Source organism: Bacillus cereus group sp. MYBKT14-1, from assembly GCF_051915185.1.
GTDB lineage: Bacteria > Bacillota > Bacilli > Bacillales > Bacillaceae_G > Bacillus_A > Bacillus_A cereus.
Map to the genome: position 1 here is coordinate 78,706 of NZ_JBQAEF010000012.1, position 13,978 is coordinate 92,683.

Here is a 13,978-nt window from a genome sequence, read left to right on the forward strand (position 1 = left end):
TATATAAAACCGACTTGCGCTTGAGATGCAAGTCGGTTTTTAATTCTATCATCCTCTTCCAAGCAAATTTGCTGAAACTGGTTGCAAGTTTAACTCTCTCGCCCATATAGATAGCTGACCAATATGATAAATTTCATATCCCATTACATGTCTTAAAACCTATGTTTTTTGAGGCATACATCCATCTCTGTTTCCTTTCGTTGTGTTCGTTTGTTTAGTTTAAATGGGTTAATCTATTAATTCTATTAAATCCAACAATTGAACTATTACACTTTAAAGTTCTACTCATATACTATAGTAGATTACTAGAAAGGAGGCTTAACTATGGATAGTTGCGTTGTATTTGTAAACGGACAACCTTTTTTAGTTCTTTCAGTAGCTGGTATTGAAATTGCTAGATTAGAGATTTCCCTTCAAGTAGCATTAGCTCTAAGAGTGCTTGGGATACCAATCTGTGATTAATTACCAAATTAAAAGAAAAAGAGGGCATTAGCCCTCTTTTTTTATTTTCCTCATATATTTTCTTAACAACAAATAAAATTTTAATTTTTATATTGTAAGGAAATTCCGAAAAATAAACTCATTTTATTCAATAAAAAGAGCACCACCCATACCTCATTATCCGTTTCTAAAAAATTAGAATTCGATTAATTACAAAAAAATTTAAATATACGAACGTTACATAAAATACTTGTTAGAATAGCTGTCCTTCACACTATTTATTTCGCAGACGTTATATAATCAAAGCACCAATGATTAACTTTTTATACGGCTTATTTTAAGTGTGCTAGCATTCTAGGCTAGATGATCATGACTGCAAAAAAAACTTCAAGTTCTCGTTTATATAAATCAGATAACGCTTTCACTTTTTGAATCGATTGATAATCTTTAAATTGCGGTTCGCTATCTTCTTCTCCTTGAAGAGCACTAATCCAACTATACTTGAAATCATGTTTCTAACATACCCCCAGTTTGCAAAGTAAATCTTCCTCTCAAAGTTGTTCACACCACTTAAACCAATCATCTCTTACTTGCCAATTATATTGAAATAAAGTGTACACATTTCTCTCTCCCTTACTTCAATTATCCACCTAACAGCATCTGTTATATAATGTGGTTCATCTTTTTGAATATAATGACCACTTTGTTCTGCAATTATTAGTTTATTTTTGTTTGATAATCTTAATAATTCTTCTTGCAATTGTAACCATTTTATTTGTGCATCTTGCGAATAAAAAGCTTTTTTACCAGCAGCTAACACGACGAGTGGAATATCTCTCGTCGACTGACAATATTTATCTGCTTCACCCAGACTAAACATAAACTCTTCATAAGAACTTTCATGTACAAATTGTTTATAGTAAGCTTCTTGAAATTCTGGAGACATGATTGGCAAAAATGCTTCTTTATAATTTTCTGGTGTCGAATCAACCAAAACTATTCCCAACATATCTTCAGGATAAAAATCAGTAAATAAACGTGCATTTATACCACCAAAAGAATGTCCTACAAAAATATAAGGTGGCTTCAGTTGTAAAAGATTTAAGCATGTTCTCAAATCTTTTACCATTTCAGAACTAATACGTTTCTTGGAACTCTTCCCGCTTTTGCCTAATCCAGCCCGATCGTATGTAAGTACCGTACCATATTCCGTCAGTTCTTCAGCAGTTTGATTCCATGCCTTCGAATAATCACCATAGCCTGATTCCAATATAATAACAGGCTGCTTCTTCTTTCCTTGGAATATTTTCGTATACATTTTAAAATCAGCAACTTGTATATATTCCTCTATACATTTAACCATTGACAATCACTTCTCTTCGGCCAAGTTCCTCTACAGCGTGATTAATTATTTCACTTACAGATAAAGAACCATCCAATATGATATCTGAATTCGGCTTAACAGTATGAATTGCCTCTAAATAAGCTTTTCTCGCATATGTCATGTAATGTTCCAAATCATTATGTATTTCATCTATTGTACCTTCCTTAAAATCTCGCAAAATCCTTCTAGCCATCGCAATATCTAAAGGCGTATCAATAAATATAGTTACATCAATGAATTTTCGCATCTCACTATTTAAGTATGCAAAAGGATAATCTACAATAATATAGTCTAAGGTATTATTTTGTATAAGTTGCTCAATATCATGAATTAATGGTGTTAATACCCACTCGTCGTAATTCGCCCCATCATCAATCCATTTACAAATATCAGCAGGAGAGTTATCAAATGTATAACTATCAAAATATAGAGCTTTTGAGTTTTTAAACTTATGCTTTAATCTTTCTGTAATTGTAGTTTTACCTCCCCCCGAAACAGCTGCAATTGAAATTATTTTTGTTTTATTATCCACTATACCCACCAAGCCCCTTTGTTAACATAATATAATTATAAATTACTATTGTTGCTACTTCTTCCATTCATATTCTAACATACTCATTTCCCATAAATTCCAATACGTTTCTCCTACGCTTTTTGACTCTCTTAATAAGCCTTCTTTTACAAACCCTATTTTTTCGTAACATGAAATGGCCGATGTATTAAAATCATACACACCAAGAGTTACTCTATGTAGTTTTAATTCGTCAAAAGCAATATGAAGTACTGCTTTCATCATATGTTTTCCTATAGAACGTCCTCTCATCTTCGTATTACCAACTAATACTTTTCCAATTCTAGCGGACTTATTAATATTATCTATTTGCCCAAGCGAAATATGACCAATAACGTCTGAAGTCTCTTCATCTACCACTTTGAAAGCGAGTGTATTTGCACTTTCTATATACTTCTCTAATTGCTGTTCGTCTAAAGGGAATGTGAATGCATTTCCTGACCATTGTATTAGAAATTCTTCGGAATTAATCCAATTTATTAATTGTTTAAAATCAGATTTCTTAAAACTTTCTAGTTTAATCACTTCCTTGCTCCTTTCGTACATCATGCTTTATAACCTCAAACTTATTTCTATATAAAGAATATATTCTCCTTTTATATAAAATTAAAATAAAGCCATTCATGTGAATGGCTTTACAAAAAAGCAGCATAATTATGCTTTGTTTGCTACATCAATACCATTAAAATCAAAGTCAGCAGTAACCGTTGTAACCGGTGGGAAAATTGCTTCAATTTTGCAAATGGAAATAATTACTCCAACCGATCCAGGAATAGCCGCAAGCCTAACTACATCACAACTTACAGACGAAACAGTACCTACATAAGTACGTCCCTCTGTATTAATTTGAACTGTTCGATTAATTAATTTCTTAAGTTCATCTCTAATTCCTTGTACACAAGAATTATCACATTTCTCATGCTGTTCTTTTTTACACTCTTCGAATACTTCCCAACAATCATCTTGTTTACATGTACACTTCTTTTTACAATTATTAAATCGAGAACCCAATACCTCACCCCCTAATCCTTTCTATTAGTAAAGTATGTCCACTAGCTTAAAAGGGTACGAGGCAAACACATAAAAAGAAAAAAACAAACAATTGTACCAAACTTTCTTTTCATTATTCATTATAAAAACAGACTTCTCCTAATTAAAAGCTTTTTAATGAGCGGCCGTGAATTTAGTCCTACTCCATTTAATGTTTAGACACCACTTTCTAAAACAAACCTTTTTTCTTTTAAATAAGACGCCCCTTAAAAACACACTAGATTTCCCCATTAACTCACATATACATAGACTTTATTTGTGGATTTCCCATTTTTCATTGTGAAATATACATTTAAAAAGCGTACTCGAAAATAAGATATTATTTGTAATCAGAACATTTTCTTCAACAAGTGTTTATTGAAAAATACCATAACTAGTAGTAGTTCTCTCCACTTTCTCTTAAAAATTAGCATAGTTTGTATGAATTCTATATCGAGTAGAAGACACTCTATCATATAAAGATAAAATAGTAGGTTAATAAACAAGCCATTTTTTTATTAAAACATAGAATAATATGAACACTATTGAAAGGAGGTAGAAATAAATGTCCTGGAAAAATGATTGCTGGAGTTCTCAGAAAAAGCATTGTTGTGATGATTGGTGGAAATCTAAAGAAAAGCACCATTGTGATGATAATTGGAGTTCTCAGAAAAAGCATTGTAATGATGATTGGTGGAAATCTAAAGAAAAGTGTCATTGTGATGACGATTGGAGTTCTCAGGAAAAACATTGTAATGATGATTGGTGGAAATCTAAAGAAAAGTGTCATCGTGATGATGATTGGAGTTCTAAACGAAATAAGTGTCGTTGTAAATGTTTCTTTATTTGTTGCCATTGTAAAAGAAAAAATTGGTAATATTTTTAATGTCAACGTAAAGGAAAGAATATGTCTTTTGGAACCAATCGGGCTTTTCCGGAAAGTTGATCCCTCACCTACTTCCTTGCTTTTGCTGAATTTTTAGATGGGGGCATTACTGCCCGGCAAATACTAGAATGTAATATATAAAAAGCTGACTGCTTATAGTCAGCTTTTTATATATTAACACGTAAAGGTTTAAACAGACATATAAGCAGTCACGCTTTGTCATCACCTTGTTGTTGTAAATTAGTATTTCTACATTGAATAGACATTCCATAATATCGTATTTTGATTAAAACTAAAAAACATACTTAACACTAATAGTAAAATTTTTCTTCTTCATCAAATTCACTTCTTTTCTTTTTATAAACATAAAAAAAAGGATCTCTATTTATATAGAGATCCTTTCTAACTTTATAATTTACTAGACTGTAACCCCTGAATAAACGGAACTACTTCAGGATTTACAAGCGATGATAAATCACCTAATTCTTTTCCTAAGTAAGCTGCTTTAATAACACGGCGCATTACTTTAGAATTACGTGTTTTCGGTAAATCTTCTACAACGTGGATGTCTTTAGGACACAACGCTTTTCCAATATGAGAGTTTACTAAACTCATTAATTCTTTCTTTAATTCTCCTGTGAATGTTACATGATCTCTTAACACTACAAAACAATGACAAACTTCACCTTTTACTTCGTCAGGTACACCAATTACAGCAGCTTCGATTACATCGTTATGTTTCACAAGAATAGATTCATATTCAGCAGGTCCAATACGTTTACCTGCAATATTTAACGTATCGTCTGAACGCCCTGTGATGATATATTGTTCACCATCGTAAATGACCCAGTCACCGTGGACCCATTTATTTTCAAAACGCGACCAATATGTGTTTACGTAACGTTCATCATCTTCCCAGAAGCTTTTCGTCATACCTACCCAAGGTTTCTCTAAGCATAATTCTCCGACTTCATCTCGAATTGGTTTACCTTGATCATCCAGTACGACAGCTGCCATTCCTGGTAAAGATGCGTTAAAACTAATCGGTGCTATTGGCTTAATAAGAACATTACCGAAAATCCCACCAGAGATTTCAGTTCCACCTGAGTAGTTACAGATTGGGACATTTCCTTTTCCAACTGTTTCAAACAGCCACATCCATGGATCAGGATTCCAAGGTTCTCCTGTTGATGCGAATACTTCCAAACTCTTTAAAGAATGTTTATTGACATACTCATCACCTTTTGCCATCAATGCTCGGATTAACGTTGGCGAAATACCTAGATGAGTAATCTCATATTTATCAACTGTCTCCCATAACCGGTCTGCTTCTGGGAAGTCTGGAACACCTTCGTACATAACCATCGTTGCTCCATTAATGAGTGAACCGAATAATAGAAACGGCCCCATCATCCAGCCCATATCAGTTACCCATAATACACGATCACCTTGTTTAATATTCATTCCAAATCCTGCATCAAAAGCTGCTTTCAAAGGAAATCCTGCATGCGTGTGTACTGTTCCTTTCGGCTTACCAGTCGTTCCTGATGTATAAATGAGCATTAATGGATCATCACTTTGCATTTCCTCGGCATGTATGAATGGTTTTTCTTTTTCTAGCGTACTCCACGAAAAATCATAGTTATGTGGTGTAAAATCATTTCCTGCATGACGAACGATAACAACTTTTTCAACAGTTGGGCAATACTCACAAGCTTTATCTACTTCATCTTTTAAAGAAACAATTTTACCGCGGCGTGAAAATCCATCTGCGGTAATAATCATTTTTGAACCTGCCGCTTGCACACGTGTCATGACTGCATCAGACGCAAAGCCTGAGAATATTGGTGAAATAATTGCTCCGATTTTCATTACAGCTAGCATCGCAACAACTGTTTCTGGAATCATCGGCATATAAATTGTTACACGGTCACCTTTCTCAATACCCGCGTGTTTCAAACCATTTGCAACACGACTTACCCAGTTGTCAAGCTCTTCATATGTAAATGATTTTGAAGTTCCATTTTCCCCTTCGTACTGAAGTGCTGGCTGTATTCTCGTCTCTTCATCCGCAAGCCAGCGGGATAAAGCTGATTCTACAACGTTACATGTTCCGCCATTATACCACTGTGCAAACGGTGTACCATTTTCTAAATCTAACACGTCTGTATAAGGTTTCATCCATTGATAGCCTACTGCCTTTTCTGCCTCTCCCCAAAACCAAGCTGTTTCCTCGATAGATTTATTATAAAAAGTTTCATAATCTTCATATCCCAATGATTTCATCCAACCATATAAACGTGTTTTTTCCTTGTACTCTTCTGTTGGAAACCAAACTGCTTGTTTCAATGTTTTCCCCTCCTTAACTTTTTGAGCAAGAAAGCCCTAAATAGGGCTTTTAAACTGGATATACAGGATGTTTACGATCCGTGAATACTTGATATTTACTCATATACATTTCGAAACGTCCTTTTAATTCTTCACGTAAATTGTTTGGATGAACAATACCATCAATCACCATCTCTGATGCTAAATGATAAATATCAATATCTTTCTTATACTCTTCACGTTTTTCAGCAATGAAGCTAGCACGCTCTTCTTCTGGTAAAGCTGCAATTTTATTTGCATATACAGCATTAACCGCAGCTTCTGGACCCATTACCGCAATAGAGGCTGTCGGTAATGCCAGGCAACAATCTGGTTCAAATGCTGGACCTGCCATCGCATATAAACCAGCACCATATGCTTTACGAACAACGATAGAAATCTTCGGTACAGTTGCTTCACTCATTGCAGAAATCATTTTTGCACCATGGCGAATAATACCAGCACGCTCTACTTTTGTTCCAATCATAAATCCTGGTACATCCGCAAGGAATAATAATGGAATATGATATGCATCACATAAATTAATAAACTTAGCAGCTTTATCAGCTGAATCATGGAATAATACGCCGCCCTTCATACGCGGCTGATTTGCAATAATACCAACAGGCTTACCATCAATACGTGCTAAGCCTGTAATTAGCTCTTGAGCAAATAATTTTTTCACTTCATAGAAGGAACCTTCATCAATAACTCTATTAATGAGATCTTTCATATTGAAAGGAGCATTTTGATTTTCTGGAATGATTTGTTCTAACGTTTTATCGAATTGTTTCGGTTCTTGAGGTGTAACCAATGGAGTCTTTTCTAAGTAGTTATTTGGAAAATATGAAATGTATTGTCTTGCTTGTGTAATCGCATCTTCTTCTGTCTTGCATAAAACATCTCCGCATCCTGATACAGAGCAATGCATACGAGCTCCGCCCATCTCTTCTAAAGTTACCTTCTCACCGATAACCATCTCAGCCATACGAGGAGATCCTAAATACATAGATGCATTTCCTTCTACCATCATTACAACGTCGCAAAAGGCTGGAATATAGGCACCACCAGCTGCAGAAGGTCCAAATAATAAGCATACTTGAGGAACTTTACCTGATAATTTCACTTGATTATAGAAGATTCTTCCTGCACCACGGCGCCCTGGGAACATTTCTACTTGATCTGTAATGCGCGCTCCAGCAGAGTCGACTAAATAAAATAACGGAACACGTAGTTTTTCAGCTGTTTCTTGAATACGTAAAATCTTTTCAACTGTGCGTGATCCCCATGATCCAGCTTTTACAGTAGAATCATTGGCCATTACACATGCAGTACGACCATGTATTTTACCCGTTGCCGTTACAACGCCGTCCGCAGGTAAGCCTGTTTGTTCACAGTTAGCAAATAATGCATCTTCTACATATTCGCCATTATCAAATAGAAGCGCTAAACGATCTCGAACAAATAATTTTCCTTTTGCTTTATTTTGTTCATGATACTTTGGTGCGCCGCCTTGTTTAATCGTTTCAACTCGTTCTTCAAATGAATTAGATTGTTGTTTTTGATCTAACATATTTACTCCCCCTTATACGTTGGTGTGCGTTTTTCCTTGAATGCTTGTAATCCTTCTAATCTATCTTTCGTATGGATTACACCTTCATACGCTTGTTTTTCCATTTGTAATCCGGTATGTAAATCAACTTGAATACCATTTGAAATTGCCTCTTTTGCTAATCGAACAGCAATAGGTCCATTACTAGCAATTTTCTCTGCTATTTCAATCGCTTTCTCTTCAAGTAAATTAGCTGGTACAACAAATTCTACTAAACCATATTCTTTTGCTTCTTGCGCTGAAATACGTCTACCTGTATAAATTAATTCTTTCGCTCTACCAACACCAATTAATCTCGGTAAGCGCTGTGTACCACCCGCTCCTGGTATAATTGCAAGTGTCGTTTCAGTAAGACCAAGACTTGCAGATTCAGCAGCAATTCTAAAATCACAAGCTAAACTTAATTCCGTACCACCACCAAGTGCGATTCCATTTATAGCAGCAATAACTGGCTGTGGTAATTGTTCAACCATCTCCATAGTCGTGCGAATCATACTAACAGCATGGCGAACTTGTTCCTCATTCATACCAGCACGTTCTTTTAAATCAGCACCAGCACAAAATGCTTTTTCACCAGCACCTGTTAGAATAACTACACGCGTATTGGACTCTTCACTTATTTGAGTTAATATGTTTTGTAACTCTTCTAATAACGCTAAAGATAATGAGTTTACTTGTCTTTCACGATATAACGAAATCTTTACAACGTGAGGTGTTACATAATCAACTGAAATGTTTTGTAATTGTAGCATCTTCTCACCTACTTATCGTTTTATGTTGAAGCGCTCTATACACATGACTCGGTAATTGGATATTTAGCTTACTTTGAATAAATTGACTAGCTCGCAATAACTTTTCTTCGTCTATATTCGTTTGAACTCCTAATTTATGGAGCATATGTACTAGGTCATCAGTAGCAACATTACCTGATGCTCCTGGTGCATAAGGGCAGCCCCCGAGTCCACCACAAGAACTATCAAATGTTGTAATACCGTATTCTAATGATTTAACTACATTTGCTAGAGCCATTCCATACGTATTATGAAAATGCATGGCAAACTGCGAAGCATCATACTTCTTTAATAGATGTTCTAATACTTGTTCTACTTGTAATGGATTCGCTACACCGATTGTATCCCCAAGAGAAACTTCATAAATGCCGTATGAAAATAGTTGATTACATAATTCGTCAACTGCTGTGACACTTATATCCCCTTCATAAGGACATCCAAATACAGTAGAAACATAGCCTCTTACCTTTTTCCCTTCGAATAATGCCTGTTTTGTTATATCTTTGATTACAACTAACGCTTCTTTAATCGATTTATTAATATTACTTTTATTATGAGATTCACTTGATGATAAAAAAACATTCACCTCATCTACATTTTGCAAAAAAGCTCGTTCCAAACCATTTTGGTTCGGAACAAGCGCAGCATATGTAACATTTGGATCCCTTTTCAGCTCAGAAAACACATCATTTGCATCCGCTAATGCTGGGACCCATTTTGGGTGAACGAATGAGGAAACTTCAACATACGACAATCCTGCTTCTGTAAGTAGTTGAATCCATTTTACTTTATCTTTTGTGCCAACAATCTTTTTTTCATTTTGTAAACCATCACGTGGTCCTACTTCTTTAATGACAGCAAAATTAGGTAGTTTCAATTCGCTTCCCCCTATATCTCCCTATTCAATTTCTAATAATACATCTCCTTCATTTACAAAATCGCCTTCTTGCACATTAATTTTCATAACTGTGCCGGCTTCTTCTGAAATGATTGGAATTTCCATTTTCATAGATTCTAAAATGACGACATCCTGCTCTTCCTCTACTGTATCTCCTACTCCTACAACAATCTTCCAAACGTTTCCTGCCATCGATGCGTATACTTTCGTCATCATTTTTTCCCCCTTAATATTGTTAGATCTTATTTTTTAACGAGTTGTTTCGTTACAAAACCCGTTGTATAAATACCCGCTTTGAACACTTCGTCTTCCAAAACTTGCAGTAGCATTGGCGTGTTCGTTTTAATACCTTCTACTTTTAATTCTTCTAGAGCATCATGTAATTTCGAAATTGCTTCTTCACGAGTCTCGCCATGTGCAATGACTTTCGCAATCATTGGATCATAGAAAGGTGTAATCGTTACATGATTTTCTAAGAAGTGATCAATTCGTACATTTGACGGTAATGTTAAATCTGTAATTTTCCCAGGTGACGGGAAGAATGTTTTCGGATCCTCTGCATAAATACGAGCTTCAATGGCATGACCACTACGTTTTACATCATCCTGAGTAAATGATAGTTTCTCTCCACTTGCGATAAGGAGTTGCTGTTCTACAAGGTCTAATCCCGTAATTTCTTCTGTCACTGGATGCTCCACTTGTAATCTCGTATTCATTTCTAAGAAATAGAAATTTTTCTGATTATCTACAAGAAACTCAACTGTACCTGCATTTGTATAGCCAAGTGCTTTGGCAGCTTGTACAGCAACTTCTCCCATCGCCTTTCGTGTACCTTCATCTAAAAATGGTGAAGGTGCTTCTTCGATTACTTTTTGATTTCGGCGCTGTACCGAACATTCACGCTCCCATAAATACACTGTGTTACCATGTGTATCTGCTAAAAGCTGAATTTCAATATGATGCGCATCTGCTATATATCGCTCTAAATACATTTCCCCGTTACCGAAGAAGTTTTGCGCTCTTGTTTTATTACTTTCAAACGCTTTGGTGAGCGTTTGCTCAGTTTCCATCAACTGCATACCAATGCCTCCGCCGCCTGCGGATGCCTTAAGCATTAATGGATAACCAATTTGTTTTGCAATTTCAATTGCTTCTTCAGCAGTTTCAATATTTGTAGTAATACCTGGGACTACTGGGACATCTGCTGCTTGCATTGCGATACGTGATTCAATTTTACTTCCCATCTTCGTAATGATTTCTTCTGAAGGACCGATAAATACGATTCCTTCTTCTTTGCAGCGAACCGGAAAAGACGGATTCTCTGATAATAAACCATAACCCGGATGAATGGCTTCTGCATTTGTCTTCTTAGCTATTTCAATAATTTTTTCAAGGTTTAAATAGCTTTCTTGAACACGCGGTCCACCTACTAAGTAAGCTTCATTTGCCATTTTCACATGAAGGGCATTTTCATCTGCTTCAGAATAAATAGCAACAGTGCGAATGCCAAGTTTTTGACAAGTTTTCATAATACGAACAGCGATTTCCCCGCGATTCGCAATTAATATTTTTTGAAACATAGTGATTCCTCCCTTTTATCTACATCCTAAATGTCTAGCAATTACGAGACGTTGAATTTCAGAAGTTCCTTCACCAATTTCTAATAGTTTCGCATCACGAATATGTCGTTCAACTTCATATTCACGCATATAACCATATCCACCATGAATCTGTACTGCTTGATTCGCAATACGGCTTGCTGCTTCCGATGCAAATAGTTTTGCCATTGCCGCTTCTTTGCCGAAAGGTTTATCGTTATCTTTTAACCAAGCTGCTTTATGTACTAAATTGCGTGCTAGCTCTACTTCAGTCGCCATATCAGCTAATTTAAATTGAATCGCTTGGAAATTAGAGATTGACTTTCCAAATTGTTGACGTTCTTTCGCATATTGTAATGCACGTTCAAAGGCTGATTGCGCAATACCAACTGCCAATGCTGCGATTGAAATACGCCCTCCATCAAGTGTATATAAAAATTGTTTAAAGCCTTTATTTACATCACCAAGAATATTTTCTTTCGGTACACGAACGCCATCAAGTACGATTTCACAAGTATTAGAAGCGCGAACACCCATCTTATCGTAAGGACTTGAAATCGTTAATCCTTCACTCGTAGTAGGCACGATAAATGCAGAAATACGTTTTCTACCATTCTCTTCAATACCGTTGACAGCGGTTACAATAATTGTATTTGCATACTCTGCGTTTGTAATCCAACACTTCTCACCACTGATTACATACTCATCACCATCTAATACCGCTTTCGTTTGAGTACCACCTGCATCTGATCCAGCATTCGGCTCCGTTAATCCGAAGGCACCTAATGTTTTACCTGACGCCATCGGAACTAAATACTTTTGTTTTTGTTCTTCTGTACCGAAATAATAAATTGGAGAAGCACCTAATGAAATTGTTGCAGCATAGCTTAAACCGGTGCCACCACAAGCGCGACCAATTTCTTCAACTGCTAACGCATACGATACCGTATCGCCACCTGAACCTCCATACTCTTCTGGGAATGGGATGCCTAATAATCCTAGTTCGCCCATTTTTTGAAATGTTTCATATGGAAACTCTGCAGTTTTGTCATAATATACAGCTTTCGGTGCGATTTCCTTTTCAGCAAAGTCACGTACCATTTCTTTAATCATTTGTTTTTCGCGAGTTAGAGTAAATTCCATTCCGCTACACACCCCTTATCGAATATTGAGTTTCGACAGCGTGCGAGTTTCTACTACAAACATAACAACTTAAAAGACAAGAATATTAGTTAGACAATTGCTACAATTCTGTCATAACTTAATTTTAAAACAGATTCTGTACTAATGCACAAAAAAATTCCTACATTGTTCTACAACAACATAGGAGATTTTGTGTCGAATTATGTAATTTATTGTTTAATAATCTCTACCTTTTCCCGAATCAGAAATTTCTACTAATGCTTCAGGGTATGGTTCGAAATACGTTTGTCTTAATAAATACTTTTCATCAAATCGAATAGCCCATGATTTTAATATTGTAAGTAAACTACTAAGTGGTATTTTCTTTTCTGCATACTTTTGTAACAGTTCTATAAAATGATCTTTTTCTTGTTTTTTTAACTTTGTTTTAAAATATCCAAAAATGTGCTCGCATACATTTACATTCGATGTATAACGGGGCGCACGCATAAATAATTCATATAAAGTCTTCTCATAGTTTTCAAATACCACTTCAATCTTTTCATTTTTTTGATTTGCAATTATACGACCTAATTCCTTTTGTTTCACCTGATTATATGCCATAAATAAATATTTATTGTCCGACTGAAACGATACAAGTTCTTTCATATTTTTATTGTGTTTAATCATTTTGTAATATGCGATTGTAAATAACCTTGTAAAGAAATGCTCTCTAATAATAAAATTCGACAATCTACCTTCCTCTTCAATAGGAAGATGCGAAAAATTTTTTACTACTGCTCCGCCGAATAAGCCAGCTCCTTTTCCTTTTGCTGGCGCTTTTTCAAAACCAGAATAAATTTTCACATCACGCGTACCACAACTTGGTGAACGATTCTTTAAAATAAAACCATCCACATCCGGTATCGTTTGTAAAAAGTCATTTGAAAACTGCTCCATTTTTTCAGTTACATCTTCTCGTGTCGACGGTTGCACAAGTCTATTCTCACCATTTTCTTCTACAATTCGTATCGTTTCACGAGGAGTCCCCAATCCAATCTCCACTTCTGGACAAACAGGTATAAATGTAACAAATGGCTGCAAATTTCGTATTGTTACATCTGGAATCATCTCTCCATTATAACGACAAGCATCAAATTCTAAACACTTACTTACGACGATTGTAGGTTTTGCAAATTGTCGCATCTTATTACCTCCTTATTGCTAGCCCGTATAATATAAATTGTACTAAGATTAACATTTTAAGCAAAGTTTGATT

Annotated in this window: 14 protein-coding genes and 2 pseudogenes; 2 read left to right on the top strand and 14 right to left on the bottom strand. The window is 35.5% G+C overall.

Annotated elements, in window-relative coordinates; translation table 11 throughout:
• Positions 1-48: 48 nt before the first annotated feature.
• Positions 49-159: pseudogene (locus ACTFO4_RS23550) on the bottom strand (DinB family protein); the annotation flags it as partial.
• A 165-nt stretch (positions 160-324) separates the two neighbouring features.
• Between ACTFO4_RS23550 and ACTFO4_RS23555 the strand changes: the two are divergent.
• Positions 325-462, top strand: coding sequence for a DUF3956 domain-containing protein (locus ACTFO4_RS23555; protein WP_000376554.1), 138 nt, complete (start codon positions 325-327; stop codon positions 460-462).
• Between the two features lie 350 nt (positions 463-812).
• Here the strand turns inward: ACTFO4_RS23555 and ACTFO4_RS23560 are convergent.
• The 5 genes and pseudogenes from ACTFO4_RS23560 to ACTFO4_RS23580 form a co-directional block, all read right to left on the bottom strand.
• Positions 813-1,061 (bottom strand): annotated as a pseudogene (locus tag ACTFO4_RS23560) (DinB family protein); the annotation flags it as partial.
• Positions 1,028-1,804, bottom strand: a complete 777-nt coding sequence (locus tag ACTFO4_RS23565) for an alpha/beta fold hydrolase (protein WP_000237651.1) — start codon at positions 1,802-1,804, stop codon at positions 1,028-1,030. The pseudogene ACTFO4_RS23560 and the gene ACTFO4_RS23565, both read right to left, overlap by 34 nt.
• Complete coding sequence (locus ACTFO4_RS23570) at positions 1,797-2,366, bottom strand: AAA family ATPase (protein WP_000513268.1); 570 nt, start codon at positions 2,364-2,366, stop codon at positions 1,797-1,799. Before ACTFO4_RS23570 ends, ACTFO4_RS23565 begins: the two co-directional genes overlap by 8 nt.
• 45 nt (positions 2,367-2,411) lie before the next feature.
• Complete coding sequence (locus ACTFO4_RS23575) at positions 2,412-2,945, bottom strand: GNAT family N-acetyltransferase (RefSeq protein WP_142391023.1); 534 nt, start codon at positions 2,943-2,945, stop codon at positions 2,412-2,414.
• 105 nt (positions 2,946-3,050) lie between these two features.
• Entirely contained in the window at positions 3,051-3,407 is a 357-nt protein-coding gene (locus ACTFO4_RS23580) for a hypothetical protein (protein WP_000535577.1), read from the bottom strand.
• A 563-nt stretch (positions 3,408-3,970) separates the two neighbouring features.
• Between ACTFO4_RS23580 and ACTFO4_RS23585 the strand changes: the two genes are divergently transcribed.
• Positions 3,971-4,408: a hypothetical protein gene (locus tag ACTFO4_RS23585; RefSeq protein ID WP_440013735.1), complete on the top strand. Its 438-nt coding sequence runs from the start codon at positions 3,971-3,973 to the stop codon at positions 4,406-4,408.
• Between the two features lie 311 nt (positions 4,409-4,719).
• Here ACTFO4_RS23585 and ACTFO4_RS23590 read toward each other — a convergent pair whose 3' ends face one another.
• The 8 genes from ACTFO4_RS23590 to ACTFO4_RS23625 form a co-directional block, all read right to left on the bottom strand.
• Positions 4,720-6,660: an AMP-binding protein gene (locus tag ACTFO4_RS23590; RefSeq protein ID WP_440013734.1), complete on the bottom strand. Its 1,941-nt coding sequence runs from the start codon at positions 6,658-6,660 to the stop codon at positions 4,720-4,722.
• Positions 6,661-6,709: 49 nt separating this feature from the next.
• On the bottom strand, positions 6,710-8,251 hold the full coding sequence (locus tag ACTFO4_RS23595) for an acyl-CoA carboxylase subunit beta (protein WP_000886744.1): 1,542 nt from the start codon (positions 8,249-8,251) through the stop codon (positions 6,710-6,712).
• A gap of 2 nt (positions 8,252-8,253) precedes the next feature.
• A complete protein-coding gene (locus tag ACTFO4_RS23600) occupies positions 8,254-9,042 on the bottom strand; it encodes an enoyl-CoA hydratase (protein ID WP_440013732.1) in 789 nt (262 codons plus the stop codon).
• Between the two features lie 4 nt (positions 9,043-9,046).
• Positions 9,047-9,958, bottom strand: coding sequence for a hydroxymethylglutaryl-CoA lyase (gene mvaB, locus ACTFO4_RS23605; protein ID WP_440013731.1), 912 nt, complete (start codon positions 9,956-9,958; stop codon positions 9,047-9,049).
• Positions 9,959-9,979: 21 nt separating this feature from the next.
• Positions 9,980-10,195, bottom strand: a complete 216-nt coding sequence (locus ACTFO4_RS23610; RefSeq protein WP_001987345.1) for an acetyl-CoA carboxylase biotin carboxyl carrier protein subunit — start codon at positions 10,193-10,195, stop codon at positions 9,980-9,982.
• Between the two features lie 26 nt (positions 10,196-10,221).
• Positions 10,222-11,559 carry an acetyl-CoA carboxylase biotin carboxylase subunit gene (locus ACTFO4_RS23615; RefSeq protein ID WP_000486749.1) on the bottom strand — a complete coding sequence of 446 codons (1,338 nt, stop codon included), beginning with the start codon at positions 11,557-11,559 and terminating at the stop codon, positions 10,222-10,224.
• A 15-nt stretch (positions 11,560-11,574) separates the two neighbouring features.
• The gene (locus ACTFO4_RS23620) at positions 11,575-12,720 is read right to left on the bottom strand and encodes an acyl-CoA dehydrogenase (protein WP_000397279.1); all 1,146 of its coding nucleotides are present in this window, start codon (positions 12,718-12,720) and stop codon (positions 11,575-11,577) included.
• Between the two features lie 216 nt (positions 12,721-12,936).
• Positions 12,937-13,905: a YbgA family protein gene (locus ACTFO4_RS23625; RefSeq protein WP_001248640.1), complete on the bottom strand. Its 969-nt coding sequence runs from the start codon at positions 13,903-13,905 to the stop codon at positions 12,937-12,939.
• Between the last annotated feature and the right edge of the window lie 73 nt (positions 13,906-13,978).

What these genes read in the sequence shown, in the direction of transcription:
- ACTFO4_RS23595 (WP_000886744.1), bottom strand. Translation starts at nt 8,251, where the DNA reads ATGTTAGATCAAAAACAACAATCTAATTCATTTGAAGAACGAGTTGAA.
- ACTFO4_RS23575 (WP_142391023.1), bottom strand. Translation starts at nt 2,945, where the DNA reads ATGATGTACGAAAGGAGCAAGGAAGTGATTAAACTAGAAAGTTTTAAG.
- ACTFO4_RS23565 (WP_000237651.1), bottom strand. Translation starts at nt 1,804, where the DNA reads ATGGTTAAATGTATAGAGGAATATATACAAGTTGCTGATTTTAAAATG.
- ACTFO4_RS23620 (WP_000397279.1), bottom strand. Translation starts at nt 12,720, where the DNA reads ATGGAATTTACTCTAACTCGCGAAAAACAAATGATTAAAGAAATGGTA.
- ACTFO4_RS23555 (WP_000376554.1), top strand. Translation starts at nt 325, where the DNA reads ATGGATAGTTGCGTTGTATTTGTAAACGGACAACCTTTTTTAGTTCTT.
- ACTFO4_RS23610 (WP_001987345.1), bottom strand. Translation starts at nt 10,195, where the DNA reads ATGATGACGAAAGTATACGCATCGATGGCAGGAAACGTTTGGAAGATT.
- ACTFO4_RS23615 (WP_000486749.1), bottom strand. Translation starts at nt 11,559, where the DNA reads ATGTTTCAAAAAATATTAATTGCGAATCGCGGGGAAATCGCTGTTCGT.
- ACTFO4_RS23600 (WP_440013732.1), bottom strand. Translation starts at nt 9,042, where the DNA reads ATGCTACAATTACAAAACATTTCAGTTGATTATGTAACACCTCACGTT.
- ACTFO4_RS23625 (WP_001248640.1), bottom strand. Translation starts at nt 13,905, where the DNA reads ATGCGACAATTTGCAAAACCTACAATCGTCGTAAGTAAGTGTTTAGAA.